The organism is Allobranchiibius huperziae, assembly GCF_013410455.1.
Lineage (GTDB): Bacteria > Actinomycetota > Actinomycetes > Actinomycetales > Dermatophilaceae > Allobranchiibius > Allobranchiibius huperziae.
On the sequence record NZ_JACCFW010000001.1, the window covers coordinates 3,383,435 to 3,403,108 of the forward strand.

The window sequence follows — 19,674 nt, forward strand, 5'->3', positions numbered from 1 at the left end:
GTCGAGCGTGACAGCGTCGCACCGATCTCGCACCACACCCGAGGAGAGTTCATGGCTGACGGCGGCAGAAGCGGTGGCGTGCAGTCGGTGGGACGTGCCCTGGACATCCTGGAGGCCATCGACGCCGCAGGCGGTGAGATGGCTCTGGTCGAGATGAGCAACGTCTCCGGCCTGCCGATGCCGACCATCCACCGGATCGTCCGCACCCTGGCGGATCGCGGGTACCTGCGACAGCTGCCCGACCGCCGGTACGCGCTCGGCTCGCGGCTGATCCCGCTGGGCGCGACCGCCCTGATCGCGTTCGGCTCCCGGAGCGCGCCCGAGTTGAGCCGCATCGTGCAGGAATTCGGCGAGACCGCCAACCTCGCGACGCTCGACAGCGACCAGCTCGTGTACGTGGGGCAGGTGCCGTCGCCGCGTGCGCTGCGGATGTTCACCGACCTGGGCCGGCACGTCCCGCCCCACTGCCGCGCCGCGGGCAAGGCGCTGTTGGCGCAGCTGCCCGATGAGGAGGTCCTCGCGATCCTGGGGCGCGCCGGCATGCCCGCGATGACCGACAAGACCATCACCGATCCCGACGTGATGCTCACCGAGTTGGCCCGCATCCGCAAGAACGGGTACGCCACGGAAGACGGCGAGATGGAGCTCGGGGTGACCTGCATCGCCGTCGCCGTGCCCAGCGCCACCGCCCTGATGTCGGTCTCGATGTCCGCACCGTCCAGCCGGATCACCGGCGCGGTGCGCAAACGCGCGATCCCGTTCCTGCAGGACGTCGCCGCGCGCCTCGCGAGCGACCTCGACAGCGCCACCGCGTAGCGGCAGCGAGCGGCCGAGAGCGGGCGGCGCTGTCCGGGCACGATGCCCACCGCCGTTCGCACCAGCTCTTGACGGCCGACGTGACGAGTGTCATATTCCTTATCGCGGAATATATATTTCGCATGACGAAAGAGACCATGTGACCGACATCCACTCGCTCCCGGCAGGGGTCTTCGACGACCTCGCGGCCGACCGCGCGTCCGATCTGCTGCGGACGTGCTGTGCAGCGCCGAGTTGGGTGCGCCGAATGGTGCAGGGCCGCCCGTACGGCGATCGCGATCGCCTGCTCAGTGCCTCCGACACCGCCTTCGCAGCCCTGACCGAGCAGGATGTGGCGGACGCCCTCGCCGACCACCCTCGGATCGGCGAGCGCCCGGCCGGCTCCTCCGCGTCCGGGCACTTCTCCCGAGCCGAGCAGGCTTCGGTCACCGATGCCGACGACCAGGTCCGACACGACCTCCTGCAGGGAAACCGCGCCTACGAGCGGCGCTTCGACCGGGTCTTCCTCATCCGCGCCGCCGGTCGCACGCCGGCCGAGATCCTCGCCGAGCTGCACCGCAGGATGGACAACGACGAGCAGACCGAGCTCGCCGAGGTCATCGAGCAACTGCGGATGATCACCCGTCTGCGCCTGGAGGCGATGGTCCGATGAGCACCCTGTCCACCCACGTGCTGGACGCCGTACGCGGTGTGCCGGCCGCCGGCATCCCCGTCGAGGCCTTCGCACGCGGCACCGAGAACGACTGGCACCGCGTCGGATCGGGGATCACCGACGACGACGGCCGCGTCACGAGCCTTGCCGACACCCCGCTCGACCCGGGCACCCACCGCATCGTCTTCGTGACCGGCGACTACTTCGCCGCGCACGACGTCGAGGCGTTCTACCCCGAGGTCTGCATCACCTTCGTCGTCACCGACGAACGGCACTACCACGTGCCCGTCCTACTCAGTCCGTTCGCCTATTCGACCTACCGAGGGAGCTGAACCACCCATGTCCTACGTCTTGGGTCACAACCAGTACGGCAAGGCCGAGGTGCACGTCGTGCGTGTCTTCCGCGAGAGCCGCGAGAGCCGCCACGACATCGTCGACTACAACGTCAGCGTGGCGCTGAGCGGTGATTTCGCCGACGCGCACATCACCGGCGACCAGGCCAACGTCCTCACCACCGACGCGTGCAAGAACACCGTCAACGCGTTCGCGAAGGAGGCCGGTGACGCGGTCCGCGCGCCGGAGTCCTTCGCGGTCGCGCTCGCCGACCACTTCGTCGACGACGTGCCCCAGGTCGCATCGGCCACGATCACCGTCGAGGCCTTCCCCTGGCAGCGGATCGGCGATCAACCGCATGCGTTCCGCCGTGTCGACGACTACGTGCGCACGGTGACGGTCCGTCGGGGCAACGACGGCGACCGGCCGGCCAGCGTCGTCAGCGGCCTCACGGGGTACGTCGTCCTGAAGACCACCGATTCGGAGTTCCACGGCTTCTACCAGGATCGCTACACCACCCTGCAGCCCACCAACGACCGCGTGATGGCGACCGCCGTGACGGCACGGTGGGCGCACGAGTCGAACGAGAACGCCGACTGGAACGGCGCCTTCGACACCGTCGTCGACGCGCTCACGACCGCCTTCGCCGACTCCTACAGCTACGCGCTGCAGCAGACGATCTGGGAGATGGGCCAGAAGGCCCTCGACGCCGCGCCCGGCGTCGCCGAGATCCGGCTCAGCTGCCCCAACAAGCACCACTTCGTCATCGACCTGTCACCGTTCGATCTCTCGAACGACAACGAGGTCTTCCACGCCGACGACCGGCCGTACGGCCTGATCGAGGCCACCGTGAAGCGCTCGGCCGATGTCGACATGTCAGCTGCCTATGACCCCGGGCAGGCCTGGTAACAGGTCTCCCCCAGTCCCGGGGCGCCGATCGCGCCGTACAGCCGGGACACTCCGATCTGGCACGAAAACCCCTGTGCCAGCGTCAATTCCAAGTAACAGCCCGACGCGTCCACCCCGCGTGCGCTGGTGCCGACAAATCCTTGACGTGACCTGAGTCACTGTCTAGCATTTCGCATCACGGAATATTAGTTACGTCTAGCGGAATATAAGCAGTCCAAGGAGCACCGATGACCGCAACAGCCGCACCCGCCTCCACCCGCCCACCCGTTCACCCGGTCGACGAGGTCCTGCCCGCACCGCAGCTGGCGATCTACGGCATCCAGCACGTTCTGGCCTTCTACGCCGGAGCGGTGATCGTCCCGATCCTGCTCGCGAGCGCCATCAAGCTGAGCACGCCGGACCTCATTCATCTGATCAACGCCGACCTGTTCACCTGCGGAATCGCCAGCATCATCCAGTCGATCGGCTTCTGGAAGGTCGGCGTCAGACTGCCCCTGCTGCAGGGGGTGACCTTCACCGCGGTGGCGCCGATGATCTCGATCGGCGTCAGTCACGGCGGTGGCGTCAACGGCCTGCTCTACATCTACGGCTCGGTGCTCATCGCCGGCCTCTTCACGCTGGCGATCGCTCCGTTCTTCGGCAAGTTGATCCGATTCTTCCCGCCGGTCGTGACCGGCTCGGTCATCACCATCATCGGTCTGTCGCTGCTGCCGGTCGCTGCCGGGGACGCGGTGATGAACCCGCTCACCGGCAGATCCGAGCCCAGCAACGGTCGGTGGATCCTCTACGCGATCGGCACCGTGCTGCTGATCGTCGCGATCCAGCGCATCTTCCGCGGTTTCATCGCCACGGTCGCCGTCCTCATCGGGCTGATCGTCGGCACGGTGATCGCCTGGAGCCTGGGCGACGCCAAGTTCAGCGACGTCGGCAGCTCCCACATCGTCGGAGTCACCACGCCGTTCCACTTCGGCACGCCGAAGTTCGCGGTGGCCGCGATCATCTCGATGATCATCGTCATGCTCATCACCGCGGTGGAGACCACCGGCGACGTCTTCGCGACCGGCGAGATCGTCGAGAAGCGGGTGGGCGGCGAGGACGTCACCCGCGCGCTCCGTGCCGACGGTCTCGCGACCGTGATCGGCGGCGTCCTCAACTCCTTCCCCTACACCTGCTTCGCCGAGAACGTCGGTCTGGTGCGCCTGACCCGGATCAAGAGCCGGTACGTCGTCGCCGCCGCCGGCGGGTTCATGATCATCCTGGGCCTGCTGCCCAAGGCCGGCGCGGTCGTGGCCGGCATCCCGTCACCGGTGCTGGGCGGCGCGGGTCTGGCGATGTTCGCCACGGTCGCGGTCGTCGGCATCCAGACCCTGACGAAGGTGGACTTCAACGACCACCGCAACGTCATCATCGTCGCGAGCAGCCTCGGGCTGGCCACCTTCGTCACCGCGCAACCGGACGTCGCCAAGTCGCTGCCCGATTCGCTGCAGGTCTTCCTGGGCAGCGGCATCACGATCGGCAGCATCGCGGCGTTCGTCCTCTACATCGTCTTCTTCCACCTCGGATCGGGCCTCGGCCCGGCCGTGGCAGGCGCCCCGGGGCACCTGGTGCGCCTCGAGCAGGTGAACGAGATGACGCAGGAGGAGTTCGTGCAGACCTTCGGAAGCCTCTTCCAGGGTCCGTCGTGGATGGTCGAGCGCGCCTTCGGGCAGCGACCGTTCAGCGACAGTCGGGACCTGCGCCAGGCGTTCCAGGAGGCTCTCTTCGCCGCGACGTCGGCCGAGCAGGTCGAGCTGGTCAACGCCTACCCGCGCCTCGGGCAGGCTCTGGGAGGTGACGCCCCCGTGGAGTCGCTGGAGGACCAGGGCACCCGCGGCCTGACCCACCTGGGCGAGCAGGACCAGTCCGACCTCGACGAGCTCACCGCGGCGTACGAGGAACAGTTCGGCTTCCCACTGGTCATCTGCGTGCGCGACGAGGGCAGTTTCGACGACCTCATCCGCCATGGCTGGGTCCGGATGCGCAACTCCTCGGTGCAGGAGCACAACATCGCGCTGGTCGAGATCGCCAAAATCGCCGGCTACCGCTTCGACCGCCTCGTGGCGGACGCGAACCCGATCAACTCGGCGCGCGTCCGCGCGTACTGACCGTGGTCGGGGCAGGGATGACGTACGTCGTGCCGTGCGCAGATCACGTCGGTGGTGCTCCCCGGGACACCGGTCGGCGTCCTGGCGATGTGTCTACACTCACACCAGCGAAGGGCCTGTTCTGCATGGATAACCGGGCCCGTGTACTGCCGTCGAACCATGCTTTGCCAGATCATGGCAAGAGCCTTCGCGACCACGCAGTCAGGAGCCGGCGATGACGAACTCCCCTTCGCAGAGCCCACAGATCACCGTCAACGGGACCCGCCGGTCCCTGGCCCGGACCCCCTCCTATCTCAGCCTGCTGGACTATCTGCGCGGGCAGGGTCTGACCGGCGCGAAGGAGGGGTGCGCCGAGGGCGAGTGCGGCGCCTGCTCGGTGCTCGTGTCCCGGCCGGACGGTGCGGGTTCGTCCTGGGTCGCGGTGAACGCGTGCCTGCCGCCAGCCGTCGGGTACGACGGCCAGGAGATCGTGACGGCCGAAGGTCTCGGCGGGAGCGACGGACTGCACCCCGTGCAGGAGGAGATGGCCCACCGCGGAGGCTCCCAGTGCGGTTACTGCACACCGGGATTCGTGTGCAGCATGGCCGCCGAGTACTACCGCGCGGATCGTGCGCCGACGGCGCACGGCGCCGACTCGGCGACCTCTTCGACGACCGTCGCGATGGACACCGGCGCCGAGACCGCCACCGATCACGAGCACGGCCCGAACGGCTTCGACCTGCACGCGCTCTCGGGGAACCTGTGCCGGTGCACCGGGTACCGCCCGATCCGCGACGCTGCGTACGCCCTGGGCCGGCCGTCGGCGCAGGACCCCCTCGCGCACCGCCGCAATGAACCGGCGCCCGAGGCCGTCCCGACCCGCGTCACCGACGGGATGCACGAGTTCGTCCGCCCGTCCACGCTGCACGAGGCCATGACCCTGCTGGGCGACGACCGGGAGACCCGGCTGGTCGCGGGATCGACCGACTGGGGGGTCGCCGCCAACCTGCTGATGGCGCGCTCACCCGTGCTGGTGGCCATCGACCGGCTCCCCGAGCTGCGTGAGCTGCACGAGGGCCCCGACCACGTCGAGATCGGCGCCGCGCTCACCCTCTCCGAGATCGAACGACGGCTCGACGGCCGCGTGCCGTTGCTGGCCGAGCTCTTCCCGCAGTTCGCCTCCCGTCTGATCCGCAACGGAGCCACCCTGGGGGGCAACCTCGGCACCGGTTCGCCCATCGGCGACAGCCCTCCGGTCCTGCTGGCCCTGGAATCACAACTGGTGCTCGCCAGCACCCGGGGTGAGCGGGTCGTGCCGCTGGCCGACTACTTCACGGGGTACCGGCAGACGATCCGGGACAGCGACGAGCTGATCAAGGCCGTCCGGATCCCGTTGCCGCTGGCCGCGTCCGCGGCGTTCCACAAGATCGCCAAACGCCGGTTCGACGACATCTCCAGCGTGGCCGTGGCGTTCGCGGTCGACATCGAGGACGGCGTCGTACGCCGCGCACGGATCGGGCTCGGCGGCGTTGCCGCGACCCCGCTGCGCGCCTACGAGACCGAGGCCGCCCTGGAGGGCCGGCCGTGGACCCTGCAGACCGCGCAGGCCGCGGCCCGGGTGCTCGGCGCGACCGGCACACCCATGGACGACCACCGGGCCAGCAGCCGGTACCGCGCGGCGATGCTGCGTACGGCGCTGCTCAAATTCCACTCGCAGACCGCGACGCAGGAGGTCGACGCATGAGCTCACTCTCCGAACGTCCCGCCAACCCTGTTGTCGGGCACCCGATTCCGCACGAGGCTGCCGACCTGCACGTGACGGGGAGGGCGCTCTACACCGACGATCTCGTCGGTCGCACCAAGGACTGCCTGCACGCCTGGCCGGTGCAGGCCCCGCACGCCCATGCCGCGGTCACCCGGGTCGACACCTCTCCGGCGCTCGACGTCGAGGGCGTCGTCCGCGTGCTCACGGCCGACGACGTGCTGGGCGTGAACGACGCGGGGGTGAAGCACGACGAGCCGCTCTTCCCGACGGAGGCCATGTTCTACGGCCACGCCATCGTGTGGGTGCTCGGCGAGACCCTCGAGGCCGCCCGGCTGGGTGCCGCGGCCATCGAGATCGACTACGAACCGCTCCCCTCGCTGATGACGGCCCGGGAGGCGATCGCCGCTGAGGCCTTCCAGGGCGCCCAGCCCCACATGGAGCGGGGCGACATCGACCGCGGGCTGCAGGACGCCGCGCACGTCTTCCACGGCGAGTTCGAGTTCAAGGGCCAGGAGCACTTCTACCTGGAGACCCACTGCGCGCTGGCCATGGTCGACGAGAACGGTCAGATCTTCGTACAGAGCAGCACCCAGCACCCGAGCGAGACGCAGGAGATCGTCGCCCACGTCCTCGGTCTGCACTCTCACGAAGTGACCGTCCAGTGCCTGCGGATGGGCGGCGGCTTCGGCGGCAAGGAGATGCAGCCGCACGGCCTCGCGGCGATCGCCGCTCTGGGTTCGGTGCTCACCGGGCGCCCGGTGCGCTTGCGCCTGAACCGCACCCTCGACATGTCCATGACCGGCAAGCGGCACGGTTTCCACACCCAATGGCGGGTCGGCTTCGACGCCGACGGTTCGCTGGTCGCGCTGGACGCGACGCTCACCGCCGACGGTGGCTGGAGCCTGGACCTGTCCGAACCGGTGCTCGCGCGGGCGGTCTGCCACATCGACAACGCGTACTGGATCCCCAACGTGCGGGTCAACGGTCGCATCGCCCGGACCAACAAGACCTCGCAGACGGCGTTCCGCGGGTTCGGGGGGCCTCAGGGGATGCTGGTGATCGAGGACATCCTCGGCCGGTGCGCCCCGCTGCTCGGCAAGGACCCGGCCGACCTGCGCCGACAGAACCTCTACGGCCCGGACCAGACCACACCGTACGGTCAGCCGGTCCGACAGTGGGACCGGCTGGAACGCGCCTGGGAGCAGGTGGTCACCGACGGTGACATCACACGACGGCAGCAGGAGGTCGCCCGTTTCAACGCGACGCACGCCGACTCCAAGCGGGGGCTCGCGCTGACGCCGGTGAAGTTCGGCATCTCCTTCAACCTCACGGCCTTCAACCAGGGCGGCGCGCTCGTGCTGGTCTACAAGGACGGATCGGTGCTCATCAACCACGGTGGCACGGAGATGGGCCAGGGCCTGCACACCAAGATGCTGCAGGTCGCCGCGACCGCGCTCGGCGTACCCCTGACCACCGTCCGACTCGCTCCCACACGGACCGACAAGGTGCCCAACACCTCTGCCACCGCTGCCAGTTCGGGTGCCGACCTCAACGGTGGCGCCATCAAGAACGCGTGCGAGCAGATCAAGGAGCGGCTCACCCAGGTCGGCTCTCAGCACTTCGGGGTGAGCCCGGCCGACATCCGGTTCGAGGACGGGGTGGTGTCGGCGATCGGGAGCAGAGCCGAGCCGATGCTGTGGGCCGATCTGACCCAGCGCGCGTACTTCCAGCGCGTGCAGCTGTCGGCGGCCGGTTACTACCGCACCGAGGGGCTGCACTGGGACTCCTCGATCATGCAGGGCGAGCCGTTCAAGTACTTCGCCAACGGAGTGGCCGCGACCGAGGTCGAGGTCGACGGTTTCACCGGCGCGTACCGCACGCGGCGCGTCGACATCGTGCACGACGTGGGAGAGAGCCTCTCTCCGCTCGTCGACATCGGGCAGATCGAAGGCGGCTTCGTCCAGGGCGCCGGTTGGATGACCCTCGAGGAGCTGGTCTGGGACGAGAGCGACCGGCCGACCCGCGGCAAGTTGGCGACGCAGGCTGCCAGCACCTACAAGCTGCCGAGCTTCTCGGAGATGCCCGAGGTCTTCAACGTCGCGCTGCTGCAGCAGGCCCACGAGGAAGGTGCGGTCTACGGCTCCAAGGCCGTGGGCGAACCCCCGCTCATGCTCGCCTTCAGCGTGCGCGAGGCACTGCGCCAGGCCGCCGCCGCATTCGGTGCGCCCGGCGGGAGCGTCGAGCTCGGATTGCCCGCGACCCCCGAGGCGGTCTTCTGGGCGATCGAGGACGCGCGATCCGGTCGCACCGACGGCGGCGTGGAACGCGGCTCGCGCGCCCAACAGCACGTGCCGGACCAACCGGGTCCCGATGCGCACCCGATGCACCCGCGCTCCGAAGAGCTCGCGAGCGAACCGGCCAAGGCCTGATCGCGATGCATTGGATCGACGCCATCGCACGCTTACGCGCCGGGAGAGAGCCCGGCGTCCTCGTGACGCTCACCTCCGTGCGCGGTCACGCCCCTCGCGAGGCCGGCGCCAAGATGGTGGTGTCCGCCGCAGAGGAGTTCGGCACCATCGGAGGCGGCAACCTCGAGGCCACCGCGGTGGCCCGTGCCCGTGCCATGCTCGCCGACGGTGCCCGATCGCCGCAGTCGTTGGAGCTGGCGCTCAACGAGCGCGCGCCGGTGCAGCACGGCACACAGTGCTGCGGTGGCGAGGTGCAGATGCTGTTCGAGCCGCTGCCGGTGGTTGCGTCCGTCGCGATCTTCGGGATGGGCCATGTCGGTGTGGAGCTGTCGCGCATCCTCTCCCGGCAGGACCTGGAGCTGCACCTGGTCGACTCGCGCGCGGCCTACGCCGTGCCCAGACTGCCTGCTGTGTACGACGATTCGCCGGCCACGCTGCACTGGCACCACTCACCGGTGCCCGAACTGGTGCTCGGTCAGGTGCCGGCCGGCACCCACGTGCTGGTGATGACGCACGACCACGCCGAGGACGCGGCCCTGTGCGACACCGCGCTGCGCTGCACCCACCTGGGCTCGATCGGACTGATCGGATCGTCGGCCAAATGGCGCCGCTTCGAGAAGCGGTTGCTCAAGGAGGGCCACTCGCCCGAGTCGCTGACGCGGATCACCTGCCCGGTCGGGATCCCCGACCTGGTCGGCAAGGAACCGGCGACGATCGCGGTGTCGGTCGCCGCCGCGCTGCTGCAGACCGTGGCGGCCGAGGCTGCTGCCGCCCGCCCCACCTCGAGGACGCGCACGTGACGCTCTACCGGGCCACCGTGCTCGACACCCCCCAGGATCCCTTCGCCGGTGGCCGGCTGCGCGCCGAGCAGGACGGTGGACTGCTCGTCCGCGACGGCACGATCCTCGCCCGCGGCGGTTTCGCGCAGCTGCGGCGGGACCACCCGGGCGAGCCCATCGAGACCCTCGACGGGGGACTGCTGCTCCCAGGCTTCGTCGACACCCACGTGCACTACCCGCAGGTGCGTGCCATAGGCGGCCTCGGTATGCCGCTGCTGGACTGGTTGCAGCGCTGCGCGCTGCCGGAGGAGGCCCGACTGGCCGACCCGTCGTACGCCGTGGCGACCGCCGACGACTTCGTGCGATCACTGGTGCGCTCCGGCACCACGAGCGCGCTGGTCTTCGGCGCGCACTTCGCGCCCGCCGTGGACGCGCTCTTCAGCCGGGCGGCCGCGACCGGACTGCGCATCACCAGCGGGCTGGTGCTGAGCGACCGGATCCTGCGCGATGACCTCCTGACCTCGGCCGACGTCGCTCTCGAGCAGAGCCGCGCCTTGGCGGACCGGTGGCACGGCACGGGTCGTGCGAGGTACGCCGTGACCCCGCGGTTCTCCCTCTCCTGCGGCGACGATCTCCTCTCGGTGTGCGGTGAGCTGCTCGATGAGATTCCGGGCGGCTGGATGACTACCCACGTCAACGAGAACACCGTCGAGGTTGCGCAGGTGGAGGAGTTCTTCGGCACCAGCTACGTCGGCAGTTACGACAAACACGGACTCGTCGGCCGCAGGAGCGTCCTCGCGCACAACGTGCACGCCACCGACGAGGAGCTGCGGTTGCTCGCCGATCACGGCGCGGGGGTCGCGCACTGCCCGACCAGCAACTCCTCCCTCGGCAGCGGGAGCTTCCCGCTCCGGCGGCATCTGGAGCACGGCGTACCCGTGGCCCTCGGCACCGACGTGGGTGGGGGCACCGGTTTCTCGATGTTCAAGGAGGGGCTGCAGGCCTACTTCATGCAGCAGCTGCTCGGCGCGGACGGCGTGCCGCTCACCGCGGCACACCTGCTGCACCTGGCGACCTCGGCCGGCGCCGCCATGCTCGGCCTGGACGACGTCGGCGACCTGTCCGTCGGCAAACGCTTCGACGCGGTGTGGTTACGCGGCGCGGACGACGGCGCGTTGCAGGTGAACCTGCGCAACGCGCTCGACCCCGACAACGCACTGGCGAAGGCGTTCGCTCTGGGGACCGACGCCGACGTGGCGGGAGTCTGGATCGACGGCGAGCGCGTCACCGACTGACTTTCGCCCTGCACATCGGGGCACATCCGCCCCGCCATGCATGTCCGAATCCAGGCTCTCGTCGACTGTCAGAGAAACCTGGCGTTGTCAGATCTGACCGGTGTCTGCGCAGGTCAGAGGCCTGCCCGGTTGCCTCGCTGTCAGGGGACACCTGATGCCTACCGGACACCCGCACCTCTCCCGCACGGTGATTCCAGGCGACGGCTCCGCTCCGGGGCGCGCCCCACACCACCACGGAGGGACATCTGATGAGGAACCTGCACAAGACCCTGACCCTGGCCGGCGTCGCGGTCGCGATCGCCACCCCGACCCTGGCGTGCGCGAGCCCGGCCCAGGCCGCGTCGCGGGACGGCAAGTGCAACACCGGCGAGTTCTGCCTCTACTTCAACAGCAACGAGGGTGGGTCGGTCTCCGACTTCACCGGCCCGATCGCCGACTACGGCGCGACCCAGCCCAGCTGCTACGTCTTCAAGGGAGCCGGCAACGGCAAGGGCAAGTGCGTCAAGAACAACGCCGCGTCGGTCTGGAACCGCACCGGCAAGACGATGCGGGTCTACTTCAACAGCAACTACGGGGGCGCGTCACAGTCCTTCGCGGCCGGCGCGAAGGGAAATCTGAACGCCACGCTGAAGAACAACAACGCCTCCCACGGCGCGCCGAGCACCTCGACCGGAGCGCAGACCCCGCGCAACGACTACGACGGCAACCCGCGCGGATTCGCCCAGGACAACTGCACGGCGTTCGCGGCGTACCGGATCGCCAGCCGGCTGCACACGCCGAAGTTCAACAACTACTGGAAGGGCGTGCACTGGGGCGACGCCGGCAACTGGGACAACGCCGCCCGCGCGGCCGGAGTGAAGGTCGACAAGACGCCAAAGGTGGGCGCCATCGCGGTCAACGACGTGCACAAGGTCGGGCACGTCGCGTACGTCAACAAGGTGTACTCCGACGGGTCGTTCGACGTGGAGGAATACAACTGGAACAACAAGCTGCGCTACGGCACCCGCTCGCACGTGCGGGTCAACAGCGGCCAGGCCTCCTTCCAGTGGATGCTCCACTTCTAGGCCGCTGAGGACATCTCATGAAGAAGACCTCACGCACGGCACTCGCCGCGATCGCCGGTACGACGATGGTCCTGGGCGGCGGGATGGCCCTGTCCTCCCCCGCCCATGCGGCCTCGCGCAACGGCAGCTGCGACAGCGGCGACTTCTGTTACTACTTCGACAGCAATCAGAAGGGATCGGTGTCGGACTTCACCAGCTCGCTGGACGACTACGGCACCACCCAACCCACCTGCTACCAGTTCAAGGGCGCCGGCACCGGGAAGGGCAGGTGCGTCAAGAACAACGCGGCATCGGTCTGGAACCGCAGCGGGCACACGGTGCGGGTGTACTTCAACAGCAACTACGCGGGCGCGTACCAGGACTTCAAGCCGGGCACGAAGGGCAACCTGAAGCCAGGGCTGAAGAACAACGACGCATCCCACCAGTTCCTACGCAGCACACCGCCGGTGACCGGGTGCAAGACCGACGGCACGGACACCAAGCTGCCGAGCTCGATCCTGGTCTACCGGACCGGGAGCGGGCGGGTGGAGCGGGTGGCGTTCAAGACGTACGTCAAGAACGTGCTACCCAACGAGTGGGTCTCCAGTTGGCACTCGGCCTCGTTGAAGTCCGGCGCCATCGCGGTGAAAAGCTTCGGCTGGTACTTCGCGCTGCACTCGGAGTCCAAGACCCCGAGCGGTCATTGCTACGACGTCCGCGACGACACCGGGAGCCAGGTGTACCGGCCCGGTTCGGCGACGGCCGCGACCAACAGCGCGGTCGATGCGACCTGGGGCACCAGGATGACCCGCAGCGGCAAGATCCTGCAGGCGCACTACTGCTCCTCGCCGTCCGTCTGCAGCGCCTGGGTCGCCGGTGACTGGATGTCGCAGAACGGCTCGCAGAGCTTGGCGGCGAAGGGGGACAGCTACAGCTCGATCCTGCGGCACTACTACCGCGATATCGCGCTCACGTCCTGACACCGACGTCGCAGGCGCCCACCGTGGTCGGTACGCCGACCGCGGTGGGCGCACCGGTGCCTCGCCGCCGGGACGTGGCAGGACGACGGCCTCATTCGGGCTCGTCCTCGTCGCTCTCGCTGCACACGTTCGCCGCGAACCGGGCGGATCGCTCCTGCAGACCCTGGATCCGCCGCTCGATCAGCGCGGCGCGGTCCACAGGATCGTCGCTGCCGACCTCTTCGATGCTCGGCGTGCGCCGCACGTTGCGCGAGCACCGGAAGTCCGCGCAGATCAAGGTCCCGACGGTGTTGCCGCGCCTGCCGAGGGCACCGGCGCGCCGGGCGACGTACATGTGGGCGTCCTCGGTGGCGGCGAGGTCCTGGCACCAGGCGCACATCGCCTTGCGGCGCACGGCGGAGCGGGCCGCAGTGCGCAGCACGATCCCTACCGGCCCCTCGCCCGTGGGGAGCACGACGTAGGACATCTGGGGGCGCTTGGCATCGGTCCAGCCCAGGTAGTCCAGGCGCTCCCAGTCCAGGGGCTCGAGGTCGGGCAGGGTCGCCTGGGCGACCTCGCGTCGGGAGGCGTTGACGAACGACGCACGCAGGTCGGTCTCGGTGAGGGGGTGCATGAGGATGACGTCCGGTAGGGGGCAGGGGCGCGGCCGACGTCGGTCAGGCCGCCCGTCACCTTCGCACGACGCCGGACGAGGCGCACATCGATTTTCGCCCGCGAACACGACTAAAGAGTTAGCCCGCGGCGCCCTCAAGACCGTCGGCCGCTGCGCCGGAAGCACCGGGGATGCGCATCTCGAAGGTGTCTTTGACGACCGTGTAGTCGTAGTAGCCCATCCGCGCGATGGGCTGGACGCGTGAGATGTCGAGCTTTCCGTCGAGAGTAAGGACATCGTCGGCGACGTGGATGCGTTCCACGCTTGCGAAAACGATGTCGATCGTGCCGACTGCAGAGTTGCCAACGAGGCGGTGAGTAGACATGTACTTGCACTCGAAATGGCAGGGGCTCTGCGCGACCATCGGCACGGAGCAGAGATCCGCGGCGTCTCTGCGCAGGCCCGCCCGCTCGAACTCGCTCTCGTGAGGGGGGAGCGCCATCGCGCTGATGTTGACGGCGTCACGCAGTTCCCACGTCGCCATGTTCCACACGAACCAGCCGGTCTCCTCGGCGTTGACCACGGTGTCCTTGCGGCGACCGTCGGGGTATTGATTGGCGGAGAACATCACCATGGGTGGGTCGAAAGTGAGGTTCTGCCATTGGCTGTACGGCGCCAGGTTCTCCACTCCGTCTGCGCTGATGCTGGAGAGCCAGCCGATGGGTCGCGGGACCGTGCAGGCCTTGAACGGGGAGTAAGGGAGCGGATTCTGTTCGGTAGCGGGGCTGTACTTCATCGGTGGTCCTTCCGGTCAGTGGATCGTCAGAGGACTGGGGCGGTGGCGGCGGCCGGCCTGGTGTCGGCCTCGGCCGTACCGTGGTGGCGAACCTTCGCTGAGAGGGCGTAGTAGAGACCGCCCGCGACTACAAGTCCGAGCACCCAGGCGACCTCTGCTCCCCCTAGCCAGTTCGCGACTGGGCCGACATACAGGCTGCTGTTCATGAACGGGACCTGGATCAGGACGCCGACGATGTAGGCGATGAACGCGCCGCGGTTCATCCGGCCGTAGATGCCGCGGGCCTTGAAGAGTTCCTCGATGCGGTACTGCTCGCGGCGTACCCAATAGAAGTCCACAAGGTTGATGGCCGACCAAGGGGTCATGAAGTAGAGCAGGAAGAGTAAGAAGTTGGTGAAGCTGGTCAGAAAGGTGTCGGTGGCTGCAAGGGCGATGCCCAACGCCGCGACGGAGATGACAACGACATAGATCGTCCGGTGCCGCGGCTTGACCGTGGTCTGCTGGGTCAGGCTCGTGACGATCGTGGCAACCGACATGTACCCGCCATACGCACTCAGGGTGTCACCGGTGAGTTTGCCGGCGATCACGGCCAACAGCACCACTGCGGACAACACGCCGCCGAGGTCGGACAGATAGCCGACCTGGTCACCCAGGAACGCTGTGCCGCCGATTGCGGCCACAAGGGCGCCCAGACCCATGGCCAGGGATCCGCCAGCGACACTGCCAAGGAAGGTCCAACCGATCGTCGCGGATTTGGGAGTGTCCTGCGGAAGGTATCGCGAGTAGTCGGCGACGTAAGGGCCGAAGGTGAGCTGCCACGAGGCTGCTAGCGAGATACCGAGGATGAATGGCGCCGCGGCGAACGCGTGGTGACCGAAGGCCAAGCCGATGCGGTCATCGAAGCCGATGCGGACGAACAGGCCGAGGAACACCACCCCGCTGAGGACGGCGGCGACGTGGGAGAAGCGGTGGATATGCCGATATCCGAAGATCGCGAGCACCGTGGACAGGACCGCGAACAGGATCGCGCCGACGCGCGGGGAGACGTGCAGCAGGTTCGCGAGGGCCTGACCGCCCAGCACCAGCCCGGTGGCATAGAAACCGAGGAAGATCATCAGAGCCAGCATGAGCGGGAGGATCGCTCCCAGATAACCGAACTGAGCCCTGCTCTGGATCATCTGCGGCACGCCGAGCCGAGGCCCCTGCGCCGAGTGCAGCGACGTGAAGAAGCCACCGGCGACGTTGCCGAGCACGATGGCCGGAATTGACCAAAGCGCTGTATTGCCTAGAACGATGAACAGCGCACCGGTCACGACTGCGGTGATCGAGGTGTTCGCGGCGAACCACACGAAGAACAAGCTGCGCGCCGACCCGTGGCGCTCCGCTGCCGGAACGTAGTCGATGGATCGCTGTTCGACGGCCGGGGACCTGCTCATGCTGAACCTTCCAGGAACGGGGATCGCGCGGCGGGCGCCGCGGAGAAGACGTCGATTCCACCAACTGATCGCGCCTTGAGCATCAGTATGCAACCGATATATCAGTTGGACAAGAGGTGCCTTGCATAGCTTTCGCTTCTTCCGGGCTGCGGTCACCTGACGGCGCGATCCGTCGGCCTACGATCGGGGCCGCAGACGGAGGTGACACGTGGAGAAGATCGGCAAGGCCGCGCAGGCGTACCGCGAAATCGAGCGGATGATTGTGCTCGGGCATTTAGCCCCCGGTTCCCTGGCGTCGGAGTCGCTCTTGATGGAGCGCACCGGGCTGGGGCGGACGCCAGTCCGGGAAGCGCTCCAACAGCTTGCCCGCAACCGAATGGTCGAGATCCACCCCAACAAGGGCCTGCTGATCCCCCCGACGTCGGTGGAGGCCGAACTGCGAATGCTCGAACTGCGTCGCGTGCTCGAGGCTCTTGCGGTCCGGCTTGCCTGCCATCGTGCTGGCGAGGAGGTGCGCGCCGGAATGGCTGCCATGGTCGATCAGCTCACCAAGGAGACCTTCACATTGGAGGCGTACGCCGAGACGGTGAAAAGGACGCACGAACTGATCGTGACCGGGTCAGGAAACGACTACCTAGCCGATTCCATCGCGCCGCTGCACGGACTGTCGCGGCGGTTCTGGTTTACCCACGTCGTGGATCAGCAGGGCGAGATCAATACCGGGTCCGCCCTGCACATCCGGATCCTGCGCGCGATCCTCGACCGCGACTCGGACGCGGCCGAGACCGCGTCTCTCGCGCTGAACGACTACCTCGTGGAGTTCTCGCACGCGACGCTGAGGTCAGCGGTGCACGACCGCTGACGGTCCGTCGCCCACTGCGCCAACCAGCAGCAGCCGATCGGCACGACATTCAGCCGGTGCCGCGGACGCGACGCGCGGCCGTCGCAAGCACCATCCGCAGGATCGGCCCACGACAGGGACCAATCCACAGATGCATCGGCTCTCCGCGCACCACTCCGCTCCGCCCGGCCGCGTCGTGCGCCAGTTCTCGCAGTCGCCGCAGATCGGACACCGTCAACGGCAGGGGTCGCTCGTCCTCGTGGAGTCGCGTGCCGACCGGGTGCTGCCCGCCGTCGGCCCCGAACTCGATGTGGCCGCCCAGGATCGTCTCGGCTCCGGCACGCTCGGCCAGCGCCAGCATCCGGTCGAGGCTTTCCTGCAGCGCCCGCAGGTCCTGCACGTAGAGGCGACCTGGGTAGGCCGTGTCGCCGCTCAGCAGGAGCCCGCGCGACGGGTCGGCGACGACGATCGACCGGGCGTCGTGCCCCGGGATCCCGGACACCAGCAGCTCACGATCGCCGAGATCGAAGGACGCGACACCGCCGGGCCACGGATCGATCCCGAAGGACGACCGCACCGAGTCCTGGTCGACCCCGACGACCGTGATCCCCTCGCGACCGGCGAACTGGCCGTCGCCACGGACGTGATCCCGGTGCCCGTGCGAGTGGGCCACCACCAGGCGGTAGTCGCTCAGAGCGTGCCGCGCCACCCAGTCGTCGACCAGCGCGCTGACCGTCGGCTGCAGCGGCATCTGCTCGACGTCGGCGACGTTGCCGGTGTCGAGCAGTAGAGCCCGACGCGTGCCGAGCAACAGGTAGAGGAAGGGCGCCTCCCAGGTGGCGCGCATCGACTGCCGCAGCACGAACGTCGCGTCGTCGACGCGCCGTACCTGCAGGACCGGTCCGGGATCCGCACCGCGCCGGCTCCCCCGGATCCACGGCCGATCAAGAGGCTCGTCGTCCAGAAGCACCTGCGGGGGCAAGGTCGGCATCGTCGAACCCTCCCACGGGGGCCGCCGGATCGTCAGCGGCTCCACGGCGAGGGGTCTTCGTCTGCGGTTCACGTGGAGTTCGCCGTCTTCGAAGGGAGCTCTCAGTTTGGACCGATGGGCTGGATAGGTCCTCGGGAACCGTTCTGCCAGAGAGAGATCCATGACCTTTCGAACTCGCCCTGCCGCCGTCGCCGTGGCCACCGCCGCCGCTCTCGCCGCGGGAGGCGCCGCGGCGTACGCCGCACCGGGTCACGCGCCCGCGCCGCATGCCCAGAAGCACGTGCTGCTGCTGTCCGTAGACGGTCTGCACCAGAGCGACCTGCAGTGGTACGTCGCGCACCATCCGGCATCCGCACTCGCGCGGCTCGTCGACTCCGGTACGTCGTACACGCACGCGAGGACGCCGTTCCCGTCGGACTCCTTCCCGGGTCTGGTCGGTCAGCTGACCGGTGGCGACCCGCGCACGACGGGCGTCTACTACGACGTCACCTACAACCACGCGCTGTTTCCGGCGGGTACGACGCACTGCAAGGGTGCCGCGCTCGGCGCGGCCGTCAACTTCGACGAGACGATCGACAAGGACTCCACCCGCCTGGACGCGGGTCAGGGCCTCGCGGGTCTGCCGGGCTCGATCCTGAACATGACCGGGCACCCGAGCACGCTGATCAACCAGGCCGCGCTGCCGGTCGACCCGGCGACCTGCAAACCGGTGCAGCCCAACCAGTATCTCGAGGTCAACACCGTCTTCGACGTGCTGCACCGCGACAAGCTGCGCACGGCGTGGTCGGACAAGCACCCGGCGTACAGCATCCTGCAGGGCAGGAACGGCAACTCGATCGATGACCTCTTCACCCCGGAGATCAACAGCGATGCCCCGGCCGGCGGTGACTGGACCACCGACAACGCCTCGACGCAGCAGTACGACCACTACAAGACCGAAGCGGTCCTCAACGAGATCAACGGCTTCGACCACTCGGGCAAGCACCGGGTCGGCACGCCCGCGCTCTTCGGGATGAACTTCCAGTCCGTCTCCACCGCGCAGAAGCTGCCGAAGTCCGACGGTCTGGCCGGCGGCTACCTCCCGGGCACTCACACCCCCGGCCCGCTGCTCAGCAAGGCGCTGAACTTCGTCGACACCGAGGTCGGTTCCCTGGTCACGCGCCTGCAGAAGGACGGCCTGGCCTCGAGCACGACCGTCATCCTGTCGGCCAAGCACGGCCAGTCGCCGATCGATCCGACGCAGCTGACGCGGATCGACGACGGCCCGATCATCGACGGTATCGACAAGGCATGGGCGGCACGCCACCCCCAGAACACGTCATTGGTGGCTCAGAGCCTCGACGACGACGGCATGCTGCTGTGGCTGTCGGATCGCTCGGCGGCCGCGACGGCGTTCGTCAAGGCGTACCTGCTCGCCCACCCCGCGACGGGCAACACCGTCACGGGCGGGTCGCGCACGCTCCCGTCCTCGGGCCTGACCGCGGCGTACGCCGGTGCCGGCTCGGCCGCGTACTTCGGTGTCCCGCAGAGCGACCCGCGGCACCCTGACGTGCTGGGCATCGCCCACCAGGGTGTCGTCTACACCGGCGGCACCAAGAAGATCGCCGAGCACGGCGGCGCCTCGGGTGACGACCGCGACGTCCCGCTGATCGTGGCGTCCGCGGCCGAGAAGGGCCGCGGCCGCTCGATCGGCTCCCAGGTCGAGACCACCCAGATCGCGCCCACGATCCTGACGGTCCTCGGTCTCAACCCCCGTCAGCTGCAGGCAGTGGACATCGAGCACATGCGAGTGCTGCCCGGCATCCGCCACCACCGCGACTGATCCGGTTCGGTGACGCGGTCACCGGCGGCACCG

General features: G+C 68.4%; 17 protein-coding genes. 13 read left to right on the plus strand and 4 right to left on the minus strand.

Annotation, left to right across the window (positions count from 1 at the left end):
* Positions 1 to 51 precede the first annotated feature (51 nt).
* From HNR15_RS16135 to HNR15_RS16185, 11 genes are all read left to right on the plus strand, one after another.
* Entirely contained in the window at positions 52 to 816 is a 765-nt protein-coding gene (locus tag HNR15_RS16135) for an IclR family transcriptional regulator (RefSeq protein WP_179483327.1), read from the plus strand.
* A gap of 139 nt (positions 817 to 955) precedes the next feature.
* Positions 956 to 1,468, plus strand: coding sequence for a 2-oxo-4-hydroxy-4-carboxy-5-ureidoimidazoline decarboxylase (gene uraD, locus HNR15_RS16140; RefSeq protein WP_233765645.1), 513 nt, complete (start codon positions 956 to 958; stop codon positions 1,466 to 1,468).
* A complete protein-coding gene (gene uraH / locus HNR15_RS16145) occupies positions 1,465 to 1,800 on the plus strand; it encodes a hydroxyisourate hydrolase (protein ID WP_179483328.1) in 336 nt (111 codons plus the stop codon). Before uraD (HNR15_RS16140) ends, uraH begins: the two co-directional genes overlap by 4 nt.
* Positions 1,801 to 1,807: 7 nt before the next feature.
* Positions 1,808 to 2,710, plus strand: a complete 903-nt coding sequence (gene pucL / locus HNR15_RS16150) for a factor-independent urate hydroxylase (RefSeq protein WP_179483329.1) — start codon at positions 1,808 to 1,810, stop codon at positions 2,708 to 2,710.
* A 227-nt stretch (positions 2,711 to 2,937) separates the two neighbouring features.
* Positions 2,938 to 4,854, plus strand: a complete 1,917-nt coding sequence (uraD, locus tag HNR15_RS16155; protein WP_179483330.1) for a 2-oxo-4-hydroxy-4-carboxy-5-ureidoimidazoline decarboxylase — start codon at positions 2,938 to 2,940, stop codon at positions 4,852 to 4,854.
* 214 nt (positions 4,855 to 5,068) lie between these two features.
* Positions 5,069 to 6,577: a xanthine dehydrogenase small subunit gene (locus HNR15_RS16160; RefSeq protein WP_179483331.1), complete on the plus strand. Its 1,509-nt coding sequence runs from the start codon at positions 5,069 to 5,071 to the stop codon at positions 6,575 to 6,577.
* On the plus strand, positions 6,574 to 9,027 hold the full coding sequence (xdhB, locus tag HNR15_RS16165) for a xanthine dehydrogenase molybdopterin binding subunit (RefSeq protein WP_179483332.1): 2,454 nt from the start codon (positions 6,574 to 6,576) through the stop codon (positions 9,025 to 9,027). Before HNR15_RS16160 ends, xdhB begins: the two co-directional genes overlap by 4 nt.
* Before the next feature lie 5 nt (positions 9,028 to 9,032).
* Positions 9,033 to 9,866, plus strand: coding sequence for a xanthine dehydrogenase accessory protein XdhC (gene xdhC, locus HNR15_RS16170; RefSeq protein WP_179483333.1), 834 nt, complete (start codon positions 9,033 to 9,035; stop codon positions 9,864 to 9,866).
* Entirely contained in the window at positions 9,863 to 11,140 is a 1,278-nt protein-coding gene (locus HNR15_RS16175; protein WP_179483334.1) for a guanine deaminase, read from the plus strand. Before xdhC ends, HNR15_RS16175 begins: the two co-directional genes overlap by 4 nt.
* Before the next feature lie 248 nt (positions 11,141 to 11,388).
* A complete protein-coding gene (locus HNR15_RS16180) occupies positions 11,389 to 12,204 on the plus strand; it encodes a CHAP domain-containing protein (protein WP_179483335.1) in 816 nt (271 codons plus the stop codon).
* A 17-nt stretch (positions 12,205 to 12,221) separates the two neighbouring features.
* A complete protein-coding gene (locus HNR15_RS16185; RefSeq protein WP_179483336.1) occupies positions 12,222 to 13,163 on the plus strand; it encodes a peptidase inhibitor family I36 protein in 942 nt (313 codons plus the stop codon).
* Between the two features lie 91 nt (positions 13,164 to 13,254).
* Here HNR15_RS16185 and HNR15_RS16190 read toward each other — a convergent pair whose 3' ends face one another.
* From HNR15_RS16190 to HNR15_RS16200, 3 genes are all read right to left on the minus strand, one after another.
* Entirely contained in the window at positions 13,255 to 13,776 is a 522-nt protein-coding gene (locus tag HNR15_RS16190; protein ID WP_179483337.1) for an FBP domain-containing protein, read from the minus strand.
* A 118-nt stretch (positions 13,777 to 13,894) separates the two neighbouring features.
* Positions 13,895 to 14,551 carry a flavin reductase family protein gene (locus tag HNR15_RS16195; RefSeq protein WP_179483338.1) on the minus strand — a complete coding sequence of 219 codons (657 nt, stop codon included), beginning with the start codon at positions 14,549 to 14,551 and terminating at the stop codon, positions 13,895 to 13,897.
* A gap of 26 nt (positions 14,552 to 14,577) precedes the next feature.
* A complete protein-coding gene (locus HNR15_RS16200) occupies positions 14,578 to 15,900 on the minus strand; it encodes a purine-cytosine permease family protein (protein WP_425484550.1) in 1,323 nt (440 codons plus the stop codon).
* 295 nt (positions 15,901 to 16,195) lie between these two features.
* Between HNR15_RS16200 and HNR15_RS18915 the strand changes: the two genes are divergently transcribed.
* Positions 16,196 to 16,849, plus strand: a complete 654-nt coding sequence (locus HNR15_RS18915) for an FCD domain-containing protein (RefSeq protein WP_179483339.1) — start codon at positions 16,196 to 16,198, stop codon at positions 16,847 to 16,849.
* A 49-nt stretch (positions 16,850 to 16,898) separates the two neighbouring features.
* On the opposite strand, the gene HNR15_RS16210 is transcribed toward HNR15_RS18915, so the two are convergent.
* The gene (locus HNR15_RS16210; protein WP_179483340.1) at positions 16,899 to 17,819 is read right to left on the minus strand and encodes an MBL fold metallo-hydrolase; all 921 of its coding nucleotides are present in this window, start codon (positions 17,817 to 17,819) and stop codon (positions 16,899 to 16,901) included.
* 160 nt (positions 17,820 to 17,979) lie between these two features.
* Between HNR15_RS16210 and HNR15_RS16215 the strand changes: the two genes are divergently transcribed.
* Positions 17,980 to 19,641 (plus strand): alkaline phosphatase family protein, encoded by a 1,662-nt coding sequence (locus HNR15_RS16215; RefSeq protein ID WP_179483341.1) that lies wholly within the window; start codon positions 17,980 to 17,982, stop codon positions 19,639 to 19,641.
* The last annotated feature ends 33 nt before the right edge of the window (positions 19,642 to 19,674 follow it).